Annotated in this window: 21 protein-coding genes and 1 pseudogene; 6 read left to right on the top strand and 16 right to left on the bottom strand. The window is 60.1% G+C overall.

What is annotated here, in order from left to right; genetic code table 11:
* Positions 1 to 82 precede the first annotated feature (82 nt).
* Positions 83 to 682, top strand: a complete 600-nt coding sequence (locus tag H4W29_RS22785; RefSeq protein WP_192731134.1) for a TetR/AcrR family transcriptional regulator — start codon at positions 83 to 85, stop codon at positions 680 to 682.
* Complete coding sequence (locus H4W29_RS22780; RefSeq protein ID WP_192731133.1) at positions 672 to 1,565, top strand: haloalkane dehalogenase; 894 nt, start codon at positions 672 to 674, stop codon at positions 1,563 to 1,565. Before H4W29_RS22785 ends, H4W29_RS22780 begins: the two co-directional genes overlap by 11 nt.
* Positions 1,566 to 1,651: 86 nt before the next feature.
* Here H4W29_RS22780 and H4W29_RS22775 read toward each other — a convergent pair whose 3' ends face one another.
* The 6 genes and pseudogenes from H4W29_RS22775 to H4W29_RS22755 form a co-directional block, all read right to left on the bottom strand.
* On the bottom strand, positions 1,652 to 2,611 hold the full coding sequence (locus tag H4W29_RS22775) for a S1C family serine protease (protein ID WP_192731132.1): 960 nt from the start codon (positions 2,609 to 2,611) through the stop codon (positions 1,652 to 1,654).
* 136 nt (positions 2,612 to 2,747) lie between these two features.
* On the bottom strand, positions 2,748 to 3,896 hold the full coding sequence (locus H4W29_RS22770) for a PfkB family carbohydrate kinase (protein WP_192731131.1): 1,149 nt from the start codon (positions 3,894 to 3,896) through the stop codon (positions 2,748 to 2,750).
* A 62-nt stretch (positions 3,897 to 3,958) separates the two neighbouring features.
* Positions 3,959 to 5,143: an alpha-D-ribose 1-methylphosphonate 5-triphosphate diphosphatase gene (locus H4W29_RS22765; RefSeq protein ID WP_281401567.1), complete on the bottom strand. Its 1,185-nt coding sequence runs from the start codon at positions 5,141 to 5,143 to the stop codon at positions 3,959 to 3,961.
* On the bottom strand, positions 5,118 to 5,432 hold the full coding sequence (locus H4W29_RS34695; RefSeq protein WP_376776601.1) for an alpha-D-ribose 1-methylphosphonate 5-phosphate C-P-lyase PhnJ: 315 nt from the start codon (positions 5,430 to 5,432) through the stop codon (positions 5,118 to 5,120). The genes H4W29_RS22765 and H4W29_RS34695 overlap by 26 nt, the downstream gene beginning before the upstream one ends.
* Before the next feature lie 18 nt (positions 5,433 to 5,450).
* Positions 5,451 to 5,503, bottom strand: a pseudogene (locus H4W29_RS34825) (hypothetical protein); the annotation flags it as partial.
* The gene (locus H4W29_RS22755; RefSeq protein WP_192731130.1) at positions 5,504 to 6,649 is read right to left on the bottom strand and encodes a M24 family metallopeptidase; all 1,146 of its coding nucleotides are present in this window, start codon (positions 6,647 to 6,649) and stop codon (positions 5,504 to 5,506) included.
* Between the two features lie 96 nt (positions 6,650 to 6,745).
* On the opposite strand from H4W29_RS22755, the gene H4W29_RS22750 reads away from it, so the two are divergent.
* The gene (locus tag H4W29_RS22750) at positions 6,746 to 8,044 is read left to right on the top strand and encodes an alpha/beta fold hydrolase (protein WP_192731129.1); all 1,299 of its coding nucleotides are present in this window, start codon (positions 6,746 to 6,748) and stop codon (positions 8,042 to 8,044) included.
* A 40-nt stretch (positions 8,045 to 8,084) separates the two neighbouring features.
* Here the strand turns inward: H4W29_RS22750 and H4W29_RS22745 are convergent, their stop codons facing one another.
* The 5 genes from H4W29_RS22745 to H4W29_RS22725 form a co-directional block, all read right to left on the bottom strand.
* Positions 8,085 to 9,182 (bottom strand): ABC transporter ATP-binding protein, encoded by a 1,098-nt coding sequence (locus H4W29_RS22745; protein ID WP_192731128.1) that lies wholly within the window; start codon positions 9,180 to 9,182, stop codon positions 8,085 to 8,087.
* Between the two features lie 10 nt (positions 9,183 to 9,192).
* Positions 9,193 to 11,124, bottom strand: coding sequence for a glycoside hydrolase family 127 protein (locus tag H4W29_RS22740; RefSeq protein ID WP_192731127.1), 1,932 nt, complete (start codon positions 11,122 to 11,124; stop codon positions 9,193 to 9,195).
* A gap of 29 nt (positions 11,125 to 11,153) precedes the next feature.
* On the bottom strand, positions 11,154 to 12,017 hold the full coding sequence (locus H4W29_RS22735; protein WP_192731126.1) for a carbohydrate ABC transporter permease: 864 nt from the start codon (positions 12,015 to 12,017) through the stop codon (positions 11,154 to 11,156).
* Complete coding sequence (locus tag H4W29_RS22730; protein ID WP_192731125.1) at positions 12,017 to 12,937, bottom strand: carbohydrate ABC transporter permease; 921 nt, start codon at positions 12,935 to 12,937, stop codon at positions 12,017 to 12,019. Before H4W29_RS22730 ends, H4W29_RS22735 begins: the two co-directional genes overlap by 1 nt.
* A 79-nt stretch (positions 12,938 to 13,016) precedes the next feature.
* Positions 13,017 to 14,261, bottom strand: coding sequence for an ABC transporter substrate-binding protein (locus H4W29_RS22725; RefSeq protein WP_192731124.1), 1,245 nt, complete (start codon positions 14,259 to 14,261; stop codon positions 13,017 to 13,019).
* A 168-nt stretch (positions 14,262 to 14,429) separates the two neighbouring features.
* Here H4W29_RS22725 and H4W29_RS22720 point away from each other — a divergent pair, with 168 nt between their 5' ends.
* The gene (locus H4W29_RS22720) at positions 14,430 to 15,455 is read left to right on the top strand and encodes a LacI family DNA-binding transcriptional regulator (protein ID WP_192731123.1); all 1,026 of its coding nucleotides are present in this window, start codon (positions 14,430 to 14,432) and stop codon (positions 15,453 to 15,455) included.
* A gap of 24 nt (positions 15,456 to 15,479) precedes the next feature.
* Here H4W29_RS22720 and H4W29_RS22715 read toward each other — a convergent pair whose 3' ends face one another.
* Positions 15,480 to 16,670, bottom strand: coding sequence for an MFS transporter (locus tag H4W29_RS22715; protein WP_192731122.1), 1,191 nt, complete (start codon positions 16,668 to 16,670; stop codon positions 15,480 to 15,482).
* 259 nt (positions 16,671 to 16,929) lie between these two features.
* Here H4W29_RS22715 and H4W29_RS22710 point away from each other — a divergent pair, with 259 nt between their 5' ends.
* Positions 16,930 to 17,343 carry a cupin domain-containing protein gene (locus tag H4W29_RS22710; RefSeq protein ID WP_192731121.1) on the top strand — a complete coding sequence of 138 codons (414 nt, stop codon included), beginning with the start codon at positions 16,930 to 16,932 and terminating at the stop codon, positions 17,341 to 17,343.
* Positions 17,344 to 17,418: 75 nt separating this feature from the next.
* Here the strand turns inward: H4W29_RS22710 and H4W29_RS22705 are convergent, their stop codons facing one another.
* Positions 17,419 to 17,817 (bottom strand): helix-turn-helix transcriptional regulator, encoded by a 399-nt coding sequence (locus H4W29_RS22705; protein ID WP_246517421.1) that lies wholly within the window; start codon positions 17,815 to 17,817, stop codon positions 17,419 to 17,421.
* A 390-nt stretch (positions 17,818 to 18,207) separates the two neighbouring features.
* On the opposite strand from H4W29_RS22705, the gene H4W29_RS22700 reads away from it, so the two are divergent.
* A complete protein-coding gene (locus H4W29_RS22700) occupies positions 18,208 to 20,436 on the top strand; it encodes a methyl-accepting chemotaxis protein (RefSeq protein ID WP_192731120.1) in 2,229 nt (742 codons plus the stop codon).
* 93 nt (positions 20,437 to 20,529) lie between these two features.
* On the opposite strand, the gene H4W29_RS22695 is transcribed toward H4W29_RS22700, so the two are convergent.
* From H4W29_RS22695 to H4W29_RS22685, 3 genes are all read right to left on the bottom strand, one after another.
* Entirely contained in the window at positions 20,530 to 21,600 is a 1,071-nt protein-coding gene (locus H4W29_RS22695) for an ABC transporter ATP-binding protein (RefSeq protein ID WP_192731119.1), read from the bottom strand.
* 68 nt (positions 21,601 to 21,668) lie between these two features.
* Positions 21,669 to 22,970 (bottom strand): D-tagatose-bisphosphate aldolase, class II, non-catalytic subunit, encoded by a 1,302-nt coding sequence (locus tag H4W29_RS22690; RefSeq protein ID WP_192731118.1) that lies wholly within the window; start codon positions 22,968 to 22,970, stop codon positions 21,669 to 21,671.
* Positions 22,967 to 23,923: an SIS domain-containing protein gene (locus tag H4W29_RS22685; protein WP_192731117.1), complete on the bottom strand. Its 957-nt coding sequence runs from the start codon at positions 23,921 to 23,923 to the stop codon at positions 22,967 to 22,969. The genes H4W29_RS22690 and H4W29_RS22685 overlap by 4 nt, the downstream gene beginning before the upstream one ends.
* Between the last annotated feature and the right edge of the window lies 1 nt (position 23,924).

Genomic DNA, 23,924 nt, shown 5'->3' with positions numbered 1-23,924 from the left:
ATGTTTTTCGGTTTGACGCCCTCTACGTCGCGCCGGCAATTTCACTCTTGATTTTAATACGGTCGTACGTATTATGGCAACTATGGCAAAGCACTCACACCGAAACACCATTCTTGAAGCGGGCCGCAAGGTCATGTTCCGCAAGGGTTACATTGGCGCAGGCGTTCGCGACATCGTTGCCGAGGCGGGTGTGCCGCAGGGCTCGTTTACCAACCACTTCCGTTCCAAAGAGGAATTCACGAAGGAGGTGCTCGATCTCTATTTTCTGGATCTTCAGTGTGCCATCGAGGCGGCGCTGGGGGATGTGACGCTGAGACCACGCCAGCGCATCGAGAAATACCTCGATATCATCACCGGCCGTCTGGCTGCTGATGGTTTCAGCCGCGGCTGCCTCATCGGCGATCTCAGCCTGGAGGCGGCCCCACAGAGTGAAATGCTGCGCACGCGGCTCGCGGAAATTTTTGGCGAATGGAGCGCGCCATTTACGGCTTGCATTGCCGAAGGACAGGCCTCCGGAGAGATCGATGATGCGATCGGTCCGGAAGATCTGGCCGAATTCCTCCTTGCTTCATGGGAAGGTGCGATCCTGCGCATGAAAGTATCGCGGGATGCCCAGCCCTTGGAGCGGTTCAAGAAGATCGTTTTTGCCACCGTGTTCAAGGATCACACCCATGAGACATGATATCAGTCTGCCGCGCGTGCCGGTGCTCGATTCCGAAATGGCATATCGCGAGGCCGGCAGGACGGACGGCCCTGTCGCCCTGTTTCTGCATGGCAATCCCACTTCGTCCTATATCTGGCGCAATATCATTCCGCTTGTCGCTAAGGCCGCCCATTGCATCGCCCCCGACCTGATCGGCTTCGGACAATCGGGCAAGCCGGACATTGCCTATCGCTTCGAGGATCATGTGCGTTACCTCGATGCGTTCATCGCGAAGATGGGCATTAAGTCGGCCTATCTCGTCGCCCAGGATTGGGGAAGCGGGCTGGCACTCCATCTCGCAGCCCGCCGTCCCGACTTCGTTCGTGGTCTGGCCTTCATGGAGTTCATCCGGCCGATACCGACCTGGGACGAATTCCTGCAGAACAGTGCCGAGCGTGAGATATTTCGCAGGTTTCGGACGCCGGGAGAGGGCGAGGAACTCATCCTGAGGGAAAATATCTTCGTTGAAGGCGTGCTTCCCGGCGCAACCTCCCGCCAACTCAGCGAGGAGGAGATGGCCGTCTATCGAGCGCCGTTCCCCACACCGGCCTCGCGTCGGCCAACCTGGCGGTTTCCGAATGAACTGCCGATTGCCGGTGAGCCGGCAGATGTCTATGCAAGCATGGAAAAAGCACATGAGGCTTTGGCGGTATCGACCTATCCGAAGCTCCTCTTCGCCGGAGATCCAGGTGCGCTCATTCCGCCGGCGGTTGCAGAGGATTTTGCGAGACGTCTGCACAATTGCCGGCTGGTGAAGCTCCAGTCGGGCCTGCACTATCTGCAGGAGGACCACCCCGAAATCATCGGCGAGACCGTTGCCCAGTTTATCGCCGAAATCGAGGCCGAAAGCCTCGTCGCTTGAGGACTGCCATAGCCTGCCGCGATTAGAGAACGAAGCACGATTTCCGGCTTCGTTCTCTTCTTTAGCTATATCGGCTAAACAGTTGCCTAGTGTGCTCTTTTAGCCGGCCGAACGGTGCGTTGTTCGATCCGTCCCGCGATGGAGAAAATCAACACATCGACATCGGCGTCGATCGTCGACCCATCCAGCAGCCGGACGACGTCATCTATCCCCGATACCGGATGGCCGGCGATTGCAAGCAGATAGTCGCCTTCACGAAGGCCTGCTGTCGCGGCAGGGCCACCATCTTCGACGCGGCGCAGGCGGACCGTTGTCCGTTGCGGAAGGCCGGCTTCAAGCGCAATGCGCCGATGCAGATCGACCGTATCGGCGGCGATACCGATATATCCGCGGCGGACCTCGCCGAAACGCAGGATTTCGGACACGACATGCTTGGCGGTGTTCGAGGCTACTGCAAAAGCGATGCTCTGCGCGCCCTGTATCACGGCCGTATTGACGCCGATGACCTCACCAGACGAAGAGACCAGCGGACCGCCGGAATTGCCGGGGTTAAGCGCTGCGTCCGTCTGGATGATATCTTCCATCAGGCGACCGCTCGCTGCGCGCATCGAGCGTCCGAGGGCAGAAACGACGCCGGCCGTGACGGTCCATTCGAAGCCAAGCGGATTGCCGATGGCGACAGCGATATGCCCACGCTTCAGTTTCTTCGAGTCGGCAAGCTGCGCCCAGGCGCCGGACCAGTCGTTGGCCCGGATCAATGCAAGGTCGGTATCTTCATCTCGGCCAAGCACCCGGCCCTCGACGACCGTACCGTCAGGTGTCTTGATGGTGACGGCCCTTGCATCGCCGACGACGTGATTGTTGGTAACGATGAGACCGTCGGGCGAGATGGCAAAGCCCGAACCATGCCCCGCTCGTCCGCCAATACGCTCGATACGGCTGACCGCCGGGCCGACCATGTCAACGGAATTCGACACCGTTTCGGAATAGGCATCCAGCAGCCCGGCGTCTGACGACGGCTGAATGTCACGATCAATGAATCCCATGAAATCTCCTCCGACGCGTGAGGCGTCGATGTTGAGGACCGGCAGCGACTGCTGATGGCAAAGGGCTGTCGTTCGACAGGTGAACAATGGAGATATCAGGTGAGATTGATGTGCCCGTCTTTCAAGAGCCGCGATCTCAGGAAGCGGCAAGGTAGGACGCCGCGACCTTGCAGGCGGCCAGCGCTGCCGCGCCGGCATCAAGGCCTCTGACCATGGCATCGATATAGCCACCGGCGAAATAATCGCCCGCTCCTGTCGTGTCGCGCGCAGGGGGCGCTGGCGGCACTTCGACGATGATCGAATCCCGCTGGCTGACGATCTCGATGGGTTGCATGCCGCTCGTCAGCACGAGGGTTTCAAGTCGCGGCGCGGCGATTTCCGAAGCCGCCTGCCAGGCCGTTTGCGCTGTTCCTTTCACGTCCGAGCGCGAGGCGATCAGAACATTCGCGGGCCGGCGTTCGGCCGAGAGCGGATATTGCGAAACCACCGCGTCGAAATCTTGCAACTGCCGCAGGGCAGCCGGGCTCATTACGCGTGTATTGAGATAGACAAGCGACGCATCGACCGGCGGCAAGGTATCTATCCCCGGTCGCCGGCGACCTGCCGGCGCGATGATGGTGCGCTCGCCGTTGGGATCGACGAGGATGTCGAGGGGCGCTGTCTCCCCGGGTATAAGATCGACGAAATCGGTGTTGAAACCGCGCTTTCCGAGATCCTTCAGATAGCTGCGGCCTCTATCGTCATCACTAAGGCTGGTGACCAGAACCACCTCGTGGCCAAGATCGAGGAGGGACAGGCCGGTGTGGAAGCCACCGCCACCATAACGCTCCTCGATCGCCTGACAGGAGAGCCTCCCACCCGGCACGAGCGGCCGATCGAGCCGCCAGATCCGGTCGATATTGGCATTGCCGACCACCATTATCCTTGCCATTCCAACTCCCTCGTCGCGATATTCCGGCCTTACCGGGCGCTGTCGTTCTTGCCGATGATCTTGCCGCGCAGCCAGGCGGAGGAGATCGATAGCATAAACGACGGCGACGATCAGGAAGATGATCGTCCAGGCCTCCGGCCAGCTATAGGCGGCAATGCGGTTCGCCAGCGGGAATCCGATTCCTCCGGCGCCGACAATGTCGAGAATGGTGCCGGAGCGGGTGTTGGATTCGAAATTGTGGAGCATGATCGACAGGATGACCGGCAACGCCTGCGGCATGATGGCAAGGCGGACGGTTTGCAGCGGCCCTCCGCCGGCGCCGCTGCGTCCGTTTATGCTGATTTTATCAATCAATACATCCGGAAGTTCCGGATGGCGGGAAGAGAGGCCGTCCGCTGTCCGAGTCGGTGGCCTTCTTATGCAGCCTGTTGGAATCGCAAAACAATTCCGTCCGAATAGACTTGCTTGCCCTTGGAGAAGGTGGCACGCACACGCGGCAGGCGGCCGCGTTCGGCGATGACCAGATCGGCGCGCAGTCCGATCTCGATCGCACCACGATCCGTAAGTCCGAGTGCACGTGCGGGATTGGCGCTGACAAGTGCAACGGAGGCTGGCATCCCGCCCGGTCCTGCCTCGGCCAGCGCGATGATCGCCGGCAGCATGGCTGAGGGGTGATAATCGCTCGCAAGAATATCGAGAACGCCGTTCTCGTAAGCTTCACGGGCAGAAAGGTTGCCCGAATAGGAAAGGCCGCGAAGCGCATTCGGTGCGCCCATAGCGGTTGCCAGTCCAAATTTGCGGGCTTCCTGCGCAGCTGCCATCGTCACAGGAAACTCGCTGATGTGCGCGCCAAGTCCCTCCACGATCGCGACCTTCTCTACGCTGTCGTCATCGTGAGAAGCGATGATGACGCCATGGTCGCGGGCAGTCGCGGCGATCCCCTGCAGATTGTCGACCGCGTCGTTGTTCTGGGCGCGGTTTTCCATGCGTTGCTGAACACGCTGGGCAGCCTGTTCGAGGGTGATCTTGTTGTTGCGCGCAATCGTTTCGATATGCCGTTCGACATCGCGGTATTGCCCCTGGCCTGGCGTGTGATCCATCAGCGAGACGAGATCGAGGGCGCCGGCGCGCAGCAGATCTTCAATGACGGCACGGGCGTGGGTGAAGGTGATTTCGAAGCGCGCATGAACCCTGTGGTCGACCAGGAGATCGTTCTTCCTGAGCTCGACCAGGGTCTGAATGATCGAGCGTGAATGCTCTTCCGAGCGGATGTGGCCGTAGCTGCTGTTGGCGTGGAAGGAAAGCGCAGCATAGGCCGTGGTGATACCATTGCCGGCGAGCTTCTTGTCGAGTTCGAAAATGCCGAGTTCCAGGGGAAAGCGCACATTTGGGCGCGGCTCGATTTCGCGCTCGATCATGTCGCCATGCATATCGATGAAGCCGGGAAGCAGAAGCCTGCCATCGCCGGAAATATCGGCTGCGGCCACTGGCTCTTTGCTGATCTCGGCGATGATACCGTCTTCGATCCTGACTGCGCCGCGCGGTATAACCCTATCGCGCAGCACGATTTCGAAATCACTCAGCCACATCTTCTGCTCCATCCTGGATCTGCGCGCCCTTGGCGCGGGCGCCTTGTAATAGGTTTCGCCGATAGCGACGGCTTCGCCATCCCGCTTGCGGATATGCTTGACGCCGTACTGCCTGTCGGAAACCTCGAAGGTGGAGGAGCCATCGTCCTGCGGCAGTTCGTTCATAAAGCGGCAGTTCGTTCATAAAGTAGCCTGTTACGCCGCTTCGGTGACAAATATTGTCAGCATGGTCCTCGACCCGATAAGGCACATCGTCGAAGACAAGCGGTTCGACGCGCGTATAGGGCGGTACGGCATGGATACGCTTTTCGCGGCCGGCCAGCCACGGGCAATTGGCACTTCACGGCTGGCATAGGGAACCTGATAGCCGGGTTAGACCGCGTAAGGATTTTCCGCCGGCGTCGTAAACCAGTGTGGGCCGTCTTCGCTCATGTAGATATGGTCTTCGAGGCGAACGCCGAATGTGCCGGGGAAGACGACCATCGGCTCGTTCGAGAAGCACATGCCCGGCGCCAGCGGCGTTTTATTGCCGCGGACGATATAGGGCGCCTCGTGGATTTCGAGGCCGAGGCCATGGCCGGCGCGATGCGGCAGGCCGGGCAGGCGATAGTCCGGGCCGAGCCCGTGCCGGGCAAACACGTTGCGGGCGGCCGCATCCAGACTTTCGCAGGGCGTGCCGAGTTTTGCCGCGTCGAAAACGGCTTGCTGGCCCTCCCGCTCGATTGCCCATGCACGTTCGAATTCGCGATTGCCCTCGTCCAGCATATAGGTGCGTGTCAGGTCGGAATGATAGCCATCAATCCGGCAGCCGGTATCGACGAGAATGACGTCACCCGCCTGCAGGATCTGTTCGCCATCGGCCCCGTGCGGCAGTGCGGTCGCCGCACCGAAAGAGACGATGCAGAAGGTCGAGCCGCCATCGGCGCTGGCAGCGCGATGCTGCTGGTCGATGAAGCGCGCAACGTCCGAGGCGGCGGTGCCGGCTGTCAGTGTGTCGCGGACCTTGCGGTGAATATCCAGCGTGATGCCCATCGCATACTGGATGAGGGCGATTTCTGCCGGCGATTTGATGGCGCGCAGCGCGCGGATGACAGGCCCTGCATCGACAAGGCGGCTCGCTCCCATCTCTCCCGTAAAGGCGTGGTAGAAGGCAAGCGGTAACGCATCGTCGAGTGCGAGCTTTCCGGACGGGCTAACGAGCCGTGATACCAATGTGGCAGGGCTTTCCTCTTCTTCCCAGACGGCTATCTCACCCGGCAGATGCGGCAGCGTCTCGACGCGGCTGCGCTCGAAACCGGGTACGATGTAAGTGAGCCTGTCTTCAGTCACGACTGCACCGAGCAGGCGCTCACTCAGGTGCCAGACGAGGCCGGTAAAATAGCGTAGACTCTCGGTCGGACCGAGCAGCGTGGCGGCGATGCCATGCGCTTGCATGCGCTCGCGCAGGCGCGACAGGCGGCTGCGCCGTTCTTCGTCAGTGATGGCTGCGACGGGATGGGACCGGACCGGGAGAGACACGCTATATATCCGTTATCTTTGTCAAAATTGAATGCTTGATTCCAGCATAGGGCAATTGTAGGCAGTGTGTCGACAAACATTCCACAGGATTTGATCATGCTCGTCAGCGAATATACGATCCCCGGCGTCCATGTCCGCGACCATCTCATCAAGGTGCCGCTCGACTGGAAAAAACCTGATGATGCTTCGATCAAGGTCTTCGCGCGCGAGGTGTGCGATCCCACCCGAAAGCAGGAAAAGCTGCCCGTCCTTCTCTTCTTGCAGGGTGGTCCTGGCGGCAAGTCGCCGCGCCCGGTCGGCGGCGGTCCGTCCTGGCTCGGCGAGGCGCTCAAGAATTATCGCGTCGTGCTGCTCGATCAGCGCGGCACGGGCAGAAGCACGCGCATCGAGAGCGCCACTATGGCTGCCTTTCCGAACGGGAAGGCAGGAGCCGATTATCTCAGCCATTTTCGGGCCGATAGCATCATTGCCGATTGCGAGCATCTGCGGAAGACCGTGTTTGACGGCGTGCGCTGGGAGACGCTTGGCCAGAGCTATGGCGGCTTCCTGACGCTGACCTATCTGTCGCAGGCGCCGGAAGGGCTCGCTGCCTGCTATGTAACGGGCGGGCTAGCAGGGCTTTCGGCAACAGCCGATGACGTTTATCGCCGCACCTATCCGCGTGTTGCTGCCAAGAACCGGGAATATTACCAGCGCTATCCCGCCGATCGTGACCGCATCGCCCGGATCGCGGAGCGCATTGCCGCCGATGATGTGCGCCTGCCTGACGGGGATCGCTTGACTGTGCGCAGGCTGCAGACCATCGGCATCGATTTCGGCATGGCGCCGGGTTATGAAAACGTGCACTGGCTGGTGGACGAAGCCTTCTCCGATCCGGAGGAAACGCAGTTCTCGGATGCTTTCCTCGCCTCCGTCATGTCGCTGACCTCCTATGACGGGAACCCGATGTTTGCCGTACTGCAGGAGAGCATCTACGGGCAGGGCAACGGCGCGACCGGCTGGGCGGCGGAGCGTATCCGGTCGGAATTTTCCGAATTCGGTGAAGAGAGCCGGCCGCTCTATCTGACCGGCGAGATGATGTATCCATGGATGTTCGAGGAAATCCGCTCGCTGCGTCCGTTCCGCGACGCGGTGGAAGCGCTGGCGCGCTACGATGGGTTCGAACCGCTCTACGATCGGGCTCGGCTGGCATCAAGCGAGATCCCCTTGGCCGCAGCGGTCTATTTCGATGACATGTATGTCGATGCTGAGCTGTCGCTCGCGACCGCCCGTCACGTCGGCCATGTCCAGACCTGGGTGACGAACGAATTCGAACACGACGGCGTACGCCAGTCGTCCGCCGTCTTCGCGCGTCTGAGACAGTTGGTGCGCGAGCGCGGCGGCCCTCTCGGCTAAGCCGAGGGGCGCCGCTGCCGTTTTGCTACCGCGCTGGACGTCAGACCGAAAGCGACCTGCCGCCGACGGGATCGAAGAGATGCATGCGATTCATGTTGAAGGAGAGCGGCATTTTGGTGCGTGGGCGTGGGTCGCTCTCGGGATCGACATTGGCGCACATGCTGACCGAGCCGATATCGAAATAGATCATCGTTTCCGGTCCCAGCGGCTCCACAAGATCGACATTCGCCTCGATGGTTTCAAAGCCGGGTTTCTGCGTCAGGCTTGATATCGATTCCGGTCGAATTCCGAAGATCACCGGCTTGCCGGCGTGCGCTCGATATTCCTGAAACCGGGTTGCGGGAACAGCGAGCCGGCTGCCGTCTTCCAGGATGACGACCAGCCCATCTCCCTCGGCTTCAAGCATCGCCGTGAGGAAATTCATCGATGGTGATCCGATGAAGCCGGCCACGAACTGGCTGACCGGGTGATGATAGAGTTCCTGTGGCGGTCCAGCCTGCTCGATGATGCCGCCATTCATGACGACGACACGATCGGCCATGGTCATGGCCTCTACCTGGTCGTGCGTAACATAGACCGTGGTGGTCGGCAGCAATTGGTGCAGGCGCTTGATTTCGGTGCGCATTTGCACACGCAGCTTGGCGTCGAGATTGGAGAGCGGTTCGTCGAACAGGAAGACTTTTGGGTTGCGGACGATGGCGCGGCCCATGGCGACACGCTGGCGCTGACCACCTGAAAGCTGGCCGGGACGTCGCGACAGAAGCTCGGTGATATGCAGCGTTTCGGCCGCGCGGCTGATGCGCTCGTCGATCTCCGCCTTCGGCAGTTTCTGCTGTTCGAGGCAGAAGGAGATGTTTTCGCGCACGCTCATATGCGGATAGAGCGCATAGTTCTGGAACACCATGGCAATGTCGCGCTTGCCGGGGCCGAGCCGGTTGACGACCTGATCGCCGATGACGATGTCGCCGCCGGTAATGTGCTCCAGTCCGGCGATCATGCGCAGCGTCGTCGACTTGCCGCAGCCGGAGGGGCCGACGAAGACGACGAATTCATTGTCCTCGATATCGAGGTTGATGCCGCGCACGGCTTCGTAAATGCCGTAGGATTTGACCACGTTGCGCAGTTCAAGGCGTGCCATTGTGATCTCCCTACTTTTCGTGCAGCCAGACGGCCATTGCGCCCGGCTCTCGGTTTGCCCAGAGATGGTAGGGGATCGCCTTGAACCGCCTCGGCTTCAGCGCCGGCGGCTCTGTGCGATAGAGCGTCTCCTGCCAGTCGGATGCATCGGCTTCCAACGCATCGCCCTCGAGAACCGTGGCGCCGCCGAGAAGCGTTTCATCGAAACTTGCGGCGATCTCACCCTGTGAGGGCAGCCTCAGCCGCTGCGGCTCCGTGCCGAGATCTGCTTCCTCGACGCAGAAGATCACCGGGCCGCGCCGCAGCGCGAAACGGCCGTTGTCCTCCGTCGCGGCAGGATGCGCATAGAGGCGGTCTACCGGCATGTCGAAGGCGAGCCGAACCTCGTCGCCATCCTTCCATTCGCGTTCGATGGCCGCATAGCCCTTGACGATATCCAGCTTGATTGCTTCGCCGTTGACGAAAGCCTTTGCATCGCGGCACCAGCCGGGAATGCGCAGGCGCAGTGTGAAATGCTTCGGCTGTTCGAGGCCAAGCGAGATCCCGACATCGCCGTTCCAGGGATATTCGGTCTTCTGGTTCAGACGCAGGAACGCATTGCCGACCGTGAGCTCGGCGGCATTTTCGCCGTAGAGGTGGACAGCAACCTCATCGGCCTTGGTCGAATAGAAATATTGACCGAGCGAGGTGATGAAGCGGGCGATATTTGTCGGGCAGCAGGGGCAGTAGTGCCACTTCCAGCGGCGGTTCTGGCCGTGGCTCTCGAGCACATTCTCATAGAAATAATGTTCGCCGTCGCGGGAGATGCCTGACAGTGCGCCATTGTAGAGCACGGTTTCGAGCTTGTCGGTGAACTTGCTGTCGAGCTCGATCTGCGCCATTCGGTGGCTGAAGAAGCCGAGTGCCACGGCAGCACAGGTTTCGGCATAGGCTGTTTCATTCGGCAGGTCGTATTCCCTGGTGAAACCCTCGTTCGAAGCGGACGGGCCGAGGCCGCCGGTGACATAGAGCTGGCGTCCGACCAGATTGTCGAACAGCCGGTCGCAGGCGCTCTTCAGGCTTTCATCGTCGTTCTCGAATGCGAGATCGGCCATGGCAGAGAACAGATACATGGCGCGTACGGCATGCCCGACCACCTGCGTCTGTTCGCGCACCGGCATATGCGCCTGACTATAGGCATAGGTCTGGAACACATAACTGGCCGGGTCTTCGCCGCGCTTGCGCGCCTCCTCGTCATAATAGGAGGGCATCTGGCCGCGTTCGTCGACGAAATAGGTCGCGAGATCCAGATGGCGGGGATCCCTGGTGACGCGGTAAAGCTTGACCAGCGCCAGCTCGATTTCCTCATGCGCATCGTAGCCGCGCAACTTGCCCGGTTCGCGGCCGAACGTGTCGATGATGTGATCGACGGCACGGATCATCACATCCAGGAATCGGCGCTTGCCGGTCGCCTCGTAATAGGCGACCGCACCTTCCAGCAGATGGCCCATCGAATACATTTCGTGCAGGTCGCGCAGATTGGTCCAGCGCTTTTCCGGCTCGCGTCGGATGAACCAGCTGTTGAGGTAGCCGTCGGCCATCTGTCCATGTTCGAGCTTTTCGACGATCGCGTCGATCTTTGCGTCGATATCAGCGTTCGGGTTGTTCTTCAGCGTGTAGCTCGCAGCCTCGATCCACTTGCCGAAATCGGAATCGAAGAAATGCTGCATCGACAACCCGCTCGGCTGGATCGGCCGCGCCAGCGGACCGGCCGGCTTGTCGAAATCGAGGACTTCGAGGAAGCCTTCCTCGTCGAGCCGCATATGCTGGGTCGGGATGGTCACGTTACGGACGGTTTCCGTCCAGCTCTTCCAGAAGCCGCCATTGAAAGCGACGCGGGTATGGTCGGCGGGCACGTAACGGTCGATCGGCGATCGGGAAGGGGATTTCTGAGCGATAGGCATGGGAACTCCTTGAGCGGACGGGCCGCTTTTCATTTCACGGCGCCGGCCGTCAGGCCGCGCACATAATAGCGTTGCAGAAGAAGGAAGAGGATGATGCAGGGGATCATGGTGACCGCGATGCCCGCCTGCAGGGCGCCCCAGTCGATGATGCCGTAAAGGCCGGAGGAGACATTCACGAGCATGATCGGCAGCGTGAACTTGTTCTGGTCCGACAGGAAGATGAGGGCAGCCAGGAACTCGTTCCACGAGTTGAGGAAGGCAAACATCGCCACTGTCGCGACGCCCGGCAACGCAATCGGCAGCATGATACGGCGCAGGATCGTCGCCTGCGAGGCCCCATCGATACGCGCCGCCTCGATCAGCGCCTTCGGCACCGCGTCAAAGGCATTGCGCATCATGAAGACGGAGAAGGGCAACTGGAAGGTCACGTAGATCAGCACCAGGCCGACCAGGCTGTTCTGCAATCCAAGCAGTTTCAGGATCAGGAACAGCGGCGTCAGGATCGACTGGAACGGGATCATCATCGTTGCCATGATCAGCACGAAGAGGATGGACTGGCCCGGAAACTTGAACTTGGAGAAGCCGTAACCGGCCGGCACGGAGACGATGACGGTCAGGAGAACCGTACCGATCGCGATCATCACGGAATTGGCGGCATAGACATACCAGCCGGCCCCGACATTCTCGAGCCGCCGGTAATTCTCTAGCGAGAAGGTCTTCGAAAATAGCGCGGCCGGATTGGCAAGCGCTTCGGCGGCCGGCTTGAAGGAATTGGCAAGCGACCAGACGATCGGCATGATGAAGAAGATCGCAAACAGGATCGATACGAGCAGGAAGAGGAGATATCCCGTCTGGCCGCCGCGCGAATTGGTGTTTGTCTTCGTTTGAGTCATTAGCCTTCCTCCGGCCGCTCGCGCAGCAGCACGAATTGAATGGCGCTGATGGCGACCAGCACGATCAGCAGCGCAAAGGAGAGCGCCGAACCGTAGCCGAGCCGATAGGACGAGAAGGACGCCAGGTAGATGGAGAACACCGCCGAGATCGTGCTGTTTTCCGGCCCGCCCTGGGTGATGATGAAGAACTGGTCGAAGGCGAGCATGGAGGAGGTGACGTTGAGGACCAGCGCCAGCACCAGCGAATTGCGCATCAGTGGCAGGGTGATACGGCGGAAGCGGCTGAAGACGCTGGCGCCATCGATCTTGGCGGCCTCGATGACATCGTTGGAAATGCCTTGCAGACCGGTCAACAGGATGACCATGGTGAAGCCGGCGGTTTTCCAGACGACCATCAGAATGATCACGGCCATCGCTGGCCAGAAGCTTTCGAGCGGGCGCGGTGCGGAACTGATGAGGCCGATGCCGCGTAAGACTTGCGCGAAAACGCCGCTGTCGGGATTGAGTAGCCACATCCAGAGCGTCGAGGCCGCGCCGAAGCCGATCACGACAGGCATGAAGAAAATGGTGCGGAAAAAGCCGGCCGAGCGCAGCGGGCGATCGACCAGCAGCGCCAGCGGAAAAGCTACTACAAAGATCGCGGCCGTCACCAGCACGGTGTAGAGCATCGTGAAGCCCAGCGAATGCCAGAGCTGCATGTCGCCCAGGAGCTCGCTGTAATTGGCGAGACCGATGAATTTCTTCCGGCCGAGCAGCGGCCAGTTGTAGAAGCTCATCCATATCGTCATGGCGAGCGGAACGAGAAACAGCACCAGGATGAAGAGGAAGCCGGGCAGGATGAAGGCCAGCCCCAGCCAGCCCTTCGGCTCCGGCTCCCCGGAGATCGGCTGTTTGATATGAGTTGTCGGCGTGTCGACCACTATTTTTCCTCGAAGATTTCAAACCGCGCGTCGGCAATCCCGAATTGCGGGGCGGACGGCCGCCCCGCTTCAGATGTTGTTACGGATTTGTGCGGTCGAGGATTTTGGTGAAGTCGTCCTGCGCCTTCTTGATCGAACCATCGACATCGTCGCCGAAGATCGTGCCCTGGATCAGGTTGAGGAACGGGCCGGTGCGGCTGACGAACAACTCATCCGAGGAAAACGTATAGGGCGTGCGCGCTTTGGCGAGGATGTCATAGGCGATGAGGTTGCGCGGGTCGAACTTGGCATAGGCTTCCTTAGCAAGATCGGTGCGCGACGGCATGCCGGATTCCTGCGTGATATAAACCTGCTGCTCGGGCTCCATGTAGAATTTCACGAAGTCGAGCGCGACCTTCTTCTTTTCCTCGCTGATGCCCTTGATGAGGGCCACCGTATCGCCGCCGGCAAAGCTCGATGCACCGCCCTTGGGACCCGGGATCGGGGCAACAGCGAACTTGACGTCGGGATATTTGCTGGTCAGCAGGTTGACGATATAGGAGCCGGTCATGAGGATGCCGACCTTGCCGGAGGCGAAGGCTTCAACGGCGTTGTTGCCGTTGCCCGAACGTGAGGTCGGGTGGATGGCGCCTTCCTTCCACATGTCGCGATAGGCGGCAATCGTGTCGCGCATCGCCGGCGTGTCGACGGTTGCGGTACGGCCGTCATCGCTCAGAACATCGGCATTGGCGGCCCACAGATGCGGCAGGAAGTCGTAGATCAACCAGCTGCCGGAATTGGCGACGAAATAAAAGCCATAGGTTTCCTTGTCGAGCGCATGGATCTTCTTCGCATCGGCAGCAATCTCCTCAAGCGAGGCTGGCGCCTTCTCCGGGTCGAGGCCGGCTTTCTTGAAGAGGTCGGTATTGTAGGCAATGATCGAGGCATCGGGCAGTGCCGGCACGCCGTAGACCTTGCCGTCATAGGTGGCGAGGCGGATATGCGATGGGCTCAATGCTGCCGAATAGGGCAGGCCCTTGACGAAATCGCTGATGTCCTCAAGGCTGTCATTGGCCGCGAAGGTCGGCAAGTAAATCAGGTCGAGGACCGCGCCGTCAGGGGCTGCACCGCCGGCAACCGCGGCGCCGAGCTTCGGCACCATCTGCTCGGCGGTGATCTGGGTGACGTTAACCTTGTCGGAATGCGAGGCATTGTATTTCTCCGCTAGGCCCTGAAGCACGGCACCCGAAGAGGTCCGCACCCATAGCGTGATTTCTTCGGCGCTGGCGAGAGAAGAACTCGCCAGCAGCGCAACGGCGGCAATGGTGGTTTTCAAATGTAACATGTGGGTTCCCCTTCTCTTATGCGAGGCTCCTCTGCCTCGAGACAAAGACGACGTTAAAGGAGAAAATTTTTCATGTCGACAGGTTGTATGCATGAAAAGGCCATGTTTTTGTTAAAACCTTTTAGCAACTAAATTATTTCTGCTAAAAGGTTTTAACAAGCCAGTTGAATGGGTGCGATTTTGAAGGAATCAAGTGGCGGCCGGCATACGATCCGTGACGTGGCGAAGGCTGCGGGCGTGAGTATTTCAACGGCCTCGAACGCGTTGAACGGCACCGGGCGAACCAATGCCGAAACGCGCGAAAAGGTGAGACGGATTGCCGAGGAGATCGGATTTCGCCCGAATGCGCTCGCGCGTGGGTTGCTGACCAAGCGCAGCCATGCGATTGGAATGCTGACCAACGACACCTATGGGCGTCTAACCTTGCCGATGGCGTCGGGCGTGTCGGAAGTGCTGGTCGATCACGGTGTTTCGCTCTTCCTCTGTGCCACCAATAATGATCCGCGACTGGCGAGACTGCATCTTGAAGCGCTGCGCGACAGACAGGTCGACGGCATCATCTTCACCGCGACACGCATCGACATGGAGCCGCCGCCGGAACTGACCCAATTGGGCATTCCGGTGGTCTATGTCTTCGCGCAAGGGCCATCGGATAGCGTCAGCTTTCATCCCGATGATGCTCAAGGCGCGCGGCTGGCAGTCGAACATCTCCAGGGTCTCGGCCGGTCACGCATTCTGCATATCACCGGCGAGCGGAACTATCGTGCTGCCTGCATCCGCGCCGAGGCGTATCAGGAACTCGCCGGGCCGGCAGCCGAGGTCATGTTCGGCGACTGGTCGGAAGAATGGGGACATGCGGCGATCGAGACCGTCTTCTCGCGATCCGGGGCGAAACCGGATGCGATTTTCTGCGGCAGTGACGAGATCGCCCGTGGTGTCATCGATGCGCTGCGCGACAGAAACATCTCCATCCCCGGCGACGTCGCGGTGGTCGGTTTCGACAATTGGGAGGTCGTCTCACGGCAGACACGTCCGCCGCTGACGACCATTGACATGGAACTCAAGGAGCTCGGTCACCGGGCGGGGCTGGCGATCCTTGCCTTGTCGAAAGGCGAGACGATCGAGCCAGGCGTCGAGAGATTGCCCTGTACGCTCGTCTTTCGCCGGTCCGCTGGTCAGGGTGATCAAGCTTGAGGCCGGCGAGCCATAGCCGATCGTTTATACGCGCGCTGCCTGATTGGCTTCGCTCTCGATTCCAGTCTTGTTGTCACTTCCGCGCGGCTTCAGCGCTTTTGTCAGGCACAAGGCCGCAATGATGATGGGAAGGCAGACAAGGTATGAGACCCTGATGCCGGCATGTTCGGCGACGAACCCAAGCAACGGCGGCGCCAGGAAGAACACGACGAAGGACATTTGTCCAAGGGCTGCAACATTCATATGGGTTGGGCGATCGGTCCGCTGTGCCGCGGCGGAAACGGCAAGGGGATAGACCGCGCTGCAGCCGCCACCCATCAGCGCAAAACCGAACAGGGCGACATAGGGGTGTGGCGCAAGCCAGACGGCGCAGAGTCCGACCACCGCAAGAACCAGCAGAAACGTGGCGACGGCGCGTGCGCCAAATCGGTCGACTTGCGGATCGACGAACAGTCGGGCGACCGCCATGAAAAAGGTGAACAGCGTCAGGCCAAGGCCGCCGATAAAGGGCTCGACCGCGAAGGCGTCGCGCATATAGATAGCCGACCAGTCGATGCCGGCGCCTTCCACTAGGAAGGCGGCAATACCGATGATGCAAAGGGGCATGAGCCCCCATGTCGGCAGCGCTATGCTTGGACCTTCCACATGCTCGCCCCCGGCGCGGGCCGGCGCATTCTTGATGCCCGAAATAATGACGGTGCCAACGATCAACACGAAGGTGAATGTCAGTGCGAGGTGGAGAGACATCGGCACGCCCGCTTGTCGAACGGCTGAGCCAACGAGCGCGGTCAGGAAAAATCCGAGGCTCCAGAAGCCATGCGCCCTGTTCATCACGCCGCGGTCGAGTTGGGCTTCGATGCGATCGATCTCGACATTGAGATTGATCTCCAGGGCGCCGGCCAGCAAGCCCTCACAGAATAGAATGAAGAAAACCAGCCAGGCGGCATTGGCCCAGGGAATGGTCGCAAGTAGCGCAGACGTGCCAAGCACCGTCAGGAACGCTGTCTTGCGCGCGCCGAAGTACGCAATGAGCGGTGACGCGAATGTCAGGGAAATCAGCGCACCGATCGCCGCACCGATCAGCGTGAGGCCGAGTTCGGACTTGTTGACGCCCAAGGCGTCCTGCAGGTCGGGCAGGCGCGAAAGCAGTGCTCCCATCGAAATGGCGAAAAGAAAGAAGCAGACATAGATCCGATGTTGCGGCTGGATATGCATTCGATCGCTCCGGGATGATCGGTTCGGGAGTTTGATCTCAATCGCAACGGCGGCGAAAAAAGACAATTTCGAGTGGCATTTCTGAGATATATCTTGTTGGCGACAACCGCAACAACAACCTTAACTGGTTGTCGACAGACTCTCGGACTGTGTCCTGACAGCCGCAGGGCAGAGCGTTAAACCATCGTATATTTGACCTCTCATCGTGCATGGACTTAGTCTGCCCAGGTCGTAGCGAGCCTCAGAGGAGAAAGATACGATGCTCAAGTCCTTGACCACCGCCGCGCTGGCGCTGACCTTTGTTGCAGCCCCGGCTCTTGCGGCCCAGAAAGCCCATAACGCCAAAATCACGGTCGTGTTCGATCATGAATTGCCAAACGTCCCCGGCAAAAGCATGCGCGGCGTTCTCGTTGAATATGGGCCGGGCGGCTATAATCCTGCGCATACCCATGCGAAGAGCGCATTCATCTACGCCACTGTCATTGAGGGCGAAATCAAAAGCAAGGTGAACGACGGCAAGGAAAAGGTCTTCAAGACCGGAGAGAATTGGATCGAAGTGCCTGGCGATCATCACCTGGTCAGCGCGAATGCCAGCAAGACGAAACCTGCAAAAATCCTGGCGGTATTCGTCGTCGACACGAAGGAAACGGAGCTGACGACGCCTGATCCCTGATCGCGAAGCTGATTATTGAGGGGGAGGGGCATGTTCGGCATCACCTTCCCGTATTTTCGGTTTTATTGTGTCGTTCTAGGATCGGCCGGGCCGCGTGGGAACGGATGCCATTAACCGCGCGAATGCCGCTTGAGATCGCACACCCGTCTTGGACAGAAGCCTTGCTGTGTGCGTTTTGACGGTGTTGGGAGACAGGGCAAGCATCCTGGCGGTCTCCGGAACCGAGAACCCGCAGCCGACGAGCACGGCCACCTTCGTTTCCGCGGCGGTCAAGCTGAAGATCCTACGAAGCTGTTCCGCCTGCGCAATGGCCCGGCTTTCCGCGTCGACGATCTGAAGAAGTACGCGGGCGCCGGAGTCCGCCGAATCCCAGGCAACGAAAGAATTTGGCGGCAGGGGAGTGACCTGTGCAAAGTAGGGAGACAGACCTGACGGCCGCAGAATCTGGACGGCGCCCGGCAATTGCGCGGCCATTCCGCCTGCGACTTCGATAGCTTGCCGTATCGCGTGAGCCAGAGCCTTGGAACTGCTTGAAATGCTCGGCAGCGCCGTACGCTCATGTCTGTTGGTCGAAAGGCCGTCGCCGCGTCTCATGAATTTGTTGCTCGCTTCTTGCGGTGACATGCTGCGAGTCTTCTCAAAGCCGGCGTGGGATGCGGCCTTCTTATCGGCGGCAGCTTTGAAGTCGATGACGCCAAGAAGCCATCGGCAACCCAGGCGAGAATTTTGTCGACTTTAACGCTTAACGCGGTGGCGGCAGCGATGCAGCTCCCTGGGTCCATGCATAATGTTGACCATTCAAAATTAAGTAAAAAACAAGTTTTCCCCTCAAGAATTAGGGTCATCGATATTTGAGGGGACGTTATGGACAAGGAAAAGATCAAGCGGCCGATATGGATTCGCATCACGGCCTATGGGTTTGCGGCCGTTTTGTTTGCAAGCGCAGCAATCGGTGGTCTTGCCTGGTATCGTCAGAACGCGATGAGCGATCAGTCGCTTCAGAAGGAGCTTTCGTCTGATCTGCACGTGATTCAGACGGACATGGAGGCTCAGAAGCGGGCGGCTGCCGGGCTTGCCCTCGCTCTTGCCGGCGAGCCTGAAACGGCTGACCTGATCGCAAAAAATGATCGCGCAGCCATTCTTGCAAAATACGCTGCCAGCCTGCCGGCGATCAAAGCGCAGGGTCTTCAGCTCATTACCTTCAGCAATTCCGATGGCTTGGCCGTTGCGCGTGTCCATACTCCGGATACTTTTGGCGACGATCTCAAGGGACGTCGCAAGATGATCGTCGCGGCTTTGACGCAGGGCAAGCTGAACGCCGGCATCGAACCCGGGCGGACCGCCGTCAGCATGTTTGCCTCAGCACCTGTTATCAAGGATAGCAAGACCGTCGGCGTCGTCGATGTCGGCACCTCGCTCACGAACGACTATTTTGCGCCGCTGGCGCGGTCGGTCGATGCGGCCGTCGCAGTGCATATTCTTCAGGATGACAAGTTCGTACCACAGGCCTCGACCTTCGGTGACAAGACAATCCTCACTCAGGAGCAGTTGCAGGCCGCCTTCAACGGTGACCGCATCCGCGTCCATGCCGTTCTCGGCGACAAGGACTACGAAGTCGCGGCCATTCCCTTTGAAGATTTCTCCGGTCGCAAGATTGGCGTCTTCGAAATCGGCTCCGATGTGACGGAGATCGTCGAAGCGTCGCAGCAGGCGCTCTGGATGGCGGCGATTGGTGCGGTAATCGTCTCGCTGATTTCGCTTGTCGGCTTCCTCGTTTTTGCGCGGTCGATTGCTGCGGTTATCAAGAAGACAACCAACACCATGGCGCGTCTGGCCGCAGGCGATCTCAATGTCGAAGTTCAGGGGCAGGCCAGACCGGATGAAATTGGCGCCATGGCTCGCGCTGTTCAGGTCTTCAAGCAGAATGCAATCGAGCGGGTTCGCCTCGAGCAGGAGGCAGAGGCCAATCGCAGCATGAGCGAAAGAGAGCAGATCGAACGCGAGAAGGAAAAGGCGAAAGATGCTGCCGATGTGCAGTTTGCCGTCGACAACCTCGCCGCTGGTCTCTCGAAGCTCGCCGACGGCGATGTGTCCTACCGTATCGACCAGCCTTTCGTGACAAGGCTCGATGGCGTCCGCAGCGACTTCAACAACTCCGCTGACAAACTGCAATCCGCGTTGAACCGCGTGTCGCAGAATGCCCGCGGCATCGACTCCGGAGCAAACGAGATCAAATCGGCCGCTGACGATCTTGCCAAGCGCACAGAACAGCAGGCAGCGGCGCTGGAGGAAACGGCTGCAGCCCTCGAAGAAATCACCACGACCGTGAAGGATTCGAGCAAGCGAGCCAAGGAAGTGGGAGAGCTCGTCTCGCGTGCCAAGACAGGCGCGGAAAAATCCGGCGAAGTCGTCCGCAAGGCGGTTTCGGCCATGCAGCAGATCGAAAAGTCCTCGGGCGAGATCTCCAACATCATCGGCGTGATCGACGATATCGCCTTCCAGACCAATCTCCTGGCTTTGAATGCTGGCGTCGAAGCGGCCCGCGCCGGCGAAGCCGGAAAGGGCTTTGCGGTCGTCGCCCAGGAAGTCCGCGAACTCGCCCAGCGTTCTGCAAACGCCGCCAAGGAAATCAAGGCTCTGATCAACACGTCGAGCGAACAGGTCAATTCGGGCGTCGGCCTCGTCGGGGAAACCGGCAAGGCGCTGGAAGCGATCGTCGCCGAGGTGCAGGAAATCAACCGCCATATTGCCGCGATCGTCGAAGCATCGCAGGAGCAGTCCTCCGGTCTCGACCAGATCAACCTGGCCGTCAACCAGATGGACCAGGATACGCAGAAGAACGCAGCTATGGTCGAAGAGTCGACTGCCGCAAGCCATAACCTTGCGAAGGAAGTTGCTTCGCTCAACGAGCTTCTTGCCCAGTTCAAGCTGAGCGAGGTCAGTTATGCACTGCGTTCCGCTGCTCCTCGCGCCGCCGCACGAAATGATACTCCGGCTCCGTCACCGGTCCGTGCCCTCGGCCGCAAGATCGCTTCTGCATTCTCGGGAAATGCCGCCCTCGATACAAAGGGCGACAACTGGGAAGAGTTCTGAAGCTCGAACCACCAGAGCAAGATACGGTGCGGCGACCGTCGCCGCACCACTTTCAGCGCCAAGCCTTCGTGGACTCGATAGCGCAACCAGCCGCTAGCCGATCGACAGGCGCTTTTCGGTTTTGGCATCGAAGAGATGAAGTTTGCTGAGATCCGGCATCATCCTGACGGTGTCGCCGGCTTTCAGGGAAAGCCGGTCCCGCACCGTGGCGACAAACGGATCCGATCCAATCTTCGCGTTAATCTGGGTCTCGGCGCCTGTTGGTTCGATGACCGCCACCTCGGCGCTCACGCCATCCTGGCTGACGATCAGATGCTCCGGACGGATGCCGTAGACAACCTCTGCGCCGCGCGCGACCGCCGCAGCCTCCGGCAGCGGCAGGCGCGCTCCTCCGTCGGCGATGAATTCAAGCGGCCCGGACGAGCTGATCCTGCCCTTGATAACATTCATGCCCGGAGAGCCGATGAAGCCGGCGACGAAGAGATTGGCCGGGCGGTCGTAGAGATCGAGCGGTGAACCGATCTGCTCAACATAACCATCGCGCATCACGACGATCCGGTCTGCCATGGTCATGGCTTCGATCTGATCGTGCGTCACGTAGATGGTCGTCGTCTTCAGCCGCTGGTGCAGTTGCTTGATCTCCGCGCGCATTTGCACGCGAAGCTTGGCGTCGAGATTAGAGAGAGGCTCGTCGAAGAGGAAGACCTGCGGCTGGCGCACGATCGCGCGGCCCATCGCGACGCGCTGACGCTGGCCGCCGGAGAGATTTCTTGGGTAGCGGTCGAGTAGATGTTCGAGGCCGAGGATCTGCGCCGCATCACGGACACGCGCCTTGATCTGCTCCTTCGGCGCTTTCCCCAGTCGCAGCGAAAATCCCATATTCGCTTCGACCGTCATATGCGGATAAAGCGCATATGATTGAAAGACCATGGCAATGTCGCGCTCCTTCGGAGCGACATTGTTGACGACCTTGCTGCCGATCGAGACATTGCCACCGGAGATTTCCTCAAGCCCCGCGATCATGCGCAGCAAGGTCGACTTGCCACAGCCGGAGGGGCCGACGAGGATGACGAATTCTCCGTCGCGGATATCGATGTCGACACCGTGCAACACTTCGAAGTGACCATAGTTCTTGCGGACATTCGCCACGTTTACGGACGCCATAACTGTCTCCGGCTGAAATCTGATTTCGGATCTGCGATCGCCCCTGAGAGCGACATGTGACATGCCTGCTACCGAGGCGCTGTCGCGGTGGCGTAGGGTGCGAGGGCTGCATCAATGGCGGCAAGGCAAAGATCGCGAGCCTTGGGCGCCAGGCGTTTCTCGACCACATCGGGATAGAGACGGGCAAGATGCTGGCTGATCAGCGTTTCCGGGATCTCGTCGGGCAACTGCGCGAGCAGATTGTCGACCGCCCCGGCAGCGCGCGCGTCCGGCCAATAATAGCGGATGCGGTCGCTGTAACTGAAATGTCGCTGCAGGCGCTGCTCATCTGCCGTACCGCCATAGTGACCGGCCCAATGTCCAGGCTTGCCAAGCATGATCTCTTCCATCGTCGTTGCTAGCCCGCGGGCTTCCTTGCCGCCTGAGAGCGTGTCGGCGATCGCATCGAGGCCGTAGAGCGCCTCGCGCAATGCAAAGGTCAGGCCCGGCCCGACTTTAAGGATAGAAAATCCGCCGTCGACCAGAGAAGCCAGCAGGTCTGCCGGCTGGTAGTCGGTGGAGTGGGCTTCGAAGAGCAGACCGTTCATCTCGTCGAGCGCGGAGATCAGCTCCTGTGCCCGCTCGGGCTTGTAGAGCGCGACATTGGCATTGCCGAATTCCACACCCGGCTGAACGACGATGGCGATTACCCGCTCCAGTGCGGAACCGACCCCAGCCTGGGTAAAAGCCTCGCGATGAACATCGAGCGTCCTTACTGCGGCTTCCCGCCGCGTGACCTCGAGCTCGTCCAGGGCATGTGTGGCGCCACCCGGCGGCGGCACTTCCGTGCCGATGATATAGACCGGCGGGCGACGGCCGCTGCGGCGGGTGGCCTCTTCGGCGGCCCGTGCCAGCCGCGCGGCTCTTGCTGCCGTCAATTCATTGGCAAGGGCCACAGGTTCCCCGGCGCAGCCCATTGATGTGTCGAGATGCAGCTTTTCGAAGCCGGCTTCCACATATGCTGTTACCATGGCTTCGGCGCGTGCCATGGCATCGTCAGCGCTGAGTTTCCGCCACGGGTTCGGGCCGAGATGGTCGCCGCCGAGAATGATGCGCGCGGCAGGAAAGCCGACGCTTGCCGCAATTCGTTCGATGAAGGCGCGGAAATCCGCCGGCGTCATACCGGTATAGCCGCCCTCTTGATTGACCTGATTACAGGTCGCCTCGATCAGGACGACGTCGCTCTGTCGGGCGGCACGTCGCAATGTTGCTTCGATGACCAGGGGATGGGCAGAGCAAACGGATGTGATACCGCGGGGCAGGGGCAGCCCTCTGTCCCCGAATAGTTTCGCCAGGGCAATCTGGCGATTTCGATCGACCGCCGCGCTCATGCGAGTGTGACAACTTTAGTGAGATGACGCGGTGAAACCGTATCGATGTGGCGTGCCTGAGCGGCACGTTCGCCGAGGATCTGCAGCGCCGGCAGAACGGTGAGCCCGGCGAGCGACAGGTCGACATCAACAGTAAGCTCCAGATCGCCAGGGCCGCCGAAGCCGATGACAACAGCGCCTTTTTCGCGCAGCTCGCCAACCAGCTTGGCCTCGGCTTCTCTCTGGTCCGGACTGTAGAGCACGATAACCGCCGTCTTCTCATCGACGAGGCTGATCGGCCCATGGCGGTATTCGAGCGGATGGAAAGCCTGCGTCATGAGCTGGCTCATCTCCATCAACTTCAATGCGCCTTCAAGCGCGATGCCGAAAAGCGGTCCGCCGCCGAGAAAGACGAAGTGCGAACGGTCCTTGATGATATCGGGCAGGGCGGCATCAAGCGTGTTCGCAAGCTGCCGTGCCGATGCGACGATCGAAGCCGGCACGGTCTGGCCGATCGTCTGCAGGCTGAGCAAGACCATGAGGCTCGCCGACACTGTCATGACGATGCCTTCGTCCGGATGGGTTGGCGAGCAGATCAGCTGGTCGCAATTCCTGGCAAGCGCGCTTTCGGGCTCGACCGTGACGGCAGTGACGAACGCGCCGGCAGCGCGGCTTGCCTTGGCCGCAGCGACCGTTTCCGTCGTTTCGCCGCTGCGCGAAAGCGCGACCACATGGGTTTTCTGCCATTCCGGCCAGAAGTAAGAAGGCCGGTTCAGCCATTCCGCCCCCGGGACGGCGATTGCCTTGCGCCTCAGGCTGTTGGCATAGGCGGCCAGAGACAAAGCGAGGTTGAAGGAGGTGCCGCAGCCGACGAAGACGAGGAGGTCATCCGCCTTGCCGCTTGCCGTATTCGATCCGATGGCTTTTTCCCAATAGGGGAACTGCTCGAAGATTACCTTTTCGGTCGTGTTCATG

It is taken from the genome of Rhizobium viscosum, from assembly GCF_014873945.1.
In the GTDB taxonomy this organism is placed as follows: domain Bacteria; phylum Pseudomonadota; class Alphaproteobacteria; order Rhizobiales; family Rhizobiaceae; genus Rhizobium; species Rhizobium viscosum.
The sequence above is the reverse complement of the archived record's forward strand: the minus strand, read 5'-3'. Positions and strand labels throughout refer to the sequence as shown.

What these genes read in the sequence shown, in the direction of transcription:
- H4W29_RS22775 (WP_192731132.1), bottom strand. Translation starts at nt 2,611, where the DNA reads ATGGGATTCATTGATCGTGACATTCAGCCGTCGTCAGACGCCGGGCTG.
- H4W29_RS22740 (WP_192731127.1), bottom strand. Translation starts at nt 11,124, where the DNA reads ATGCCTATCGCTCAGAAATCCCCTTCCCGATCGCCGATCGACCGTTAC.
- H4W29_RS22700 (WP_192731120.1), top strand. Translation starts at nt 18,208, where the DNA reads ATGGACAAGGAAAAGATCAAGCGGCCGATATGGATTCGCATCACGGCC.
- H4W29_RS22745 (WP_192731128.1), bottom strand. Translation starts at nt 9,182, where the DNA reads ATGGCACGCCTTGAACTGCGCAACGTGGTCAAATCCTACGGCATTTAC.
- H4W29_RS22710 (WP_192731121.1), top strand. Translation starts at nt 16,930, where the DNA reads ATGCTCAAGTCCTTGACCACCGCCGCGCTGGCGCTGACCTTTGTTGCA.
- H4W29_RS22780 (WP_192731133.1), top strand. Translation starts at nt 672, where the DNA reads ATGAGACATGATATCAGTCTGCCGCGCGTGCCGGTGCTCGATTCCGAA.
- H4W29_RS22750 (WP_192731129.1), top strand. Translation starts at nt 6,746, where the DNA reads ATGCTCGTCAGCGAATATACGATCCCCGGCGTCCATGTCCGCGACCAT.
- H4W29_RS22685 (WP_192731117.1), bottom strand. Translation starts at nt 23,923, where the DNA reads ATGAACACGACCGAAAAGGTAATCTTCGAGCAGTTCCCCTATTGGGAA.
- H4W29_RS22705 (WP_246517421.1), bottom strand. Translation starts at nt 17,817, where the DNA reads ATGGCCGCGCAATTGCCGGGCGCCGTCCAGATTCTGCGGCCGTCAGGT.
- H4W29_RS22785 (WP_192731134.1), top strand. Translation starts at nt 83, where the DNA reads ATGGCAAAGCACTCACACCGAAACACCATTCTTGAAGCGGGCCGCAAG.
- H4W29_RS22765 (WP_281401567.1), bottom strand. Translation starts at nt 5,143, where the DNA reads ATGGAGCAGAAGATGTGGCTGAGTGATTTCGAAATCGTGCTGCGCGAT.
- H4W29_RS22695 (WP_192731119.1), bottom strand. Translation starts at nt 21,600, where the DNA reads ATGGCGTCCGTAAACGTGGCGAATGTCCGCAAGAACTATGGTCACTTC.
- H4W29_RS22735 (WP_192731126.1), bottom strand. Translation starts at nt 12,017, where the DNA reads ATGACTCAAACGAAGACAAACACCAATTCGCGCGGCGGCCAGACGGGA.
- H4W29_RS22720 (WP_192731123.1), top strand. Translation starts at nt 14,430, where the DNA reads ATGGGTGCGATTTTGAAGGAATCAAGTGGCGGCCGGCATACGATCCGT.
- H4W29_RS22690 (WP_192731118.1), bottom strand. Translation starts at nt 22,970, where the DNA reads ATGAGCGCGGCGGTCGATCGAAATCGCCAGATTGCCCTGGCGAAACTA.
- H4W29_RS22725 (WP_192731124.1), bottom strand. Translation starts at nt 14,261, where the DNA reads ATGTTACATTTGAAAACCACCATTGCCGCCGTTGCGCTGCTGGCGAGT.
- H4W29_RS22715 (WP_192731122.1), bottom strand. Translation starts at nt 16,670, where the DNA reads ATGCATATCCAGCCGCAACATCGGATCTATGTCTGCTTCTTTCTTTTC.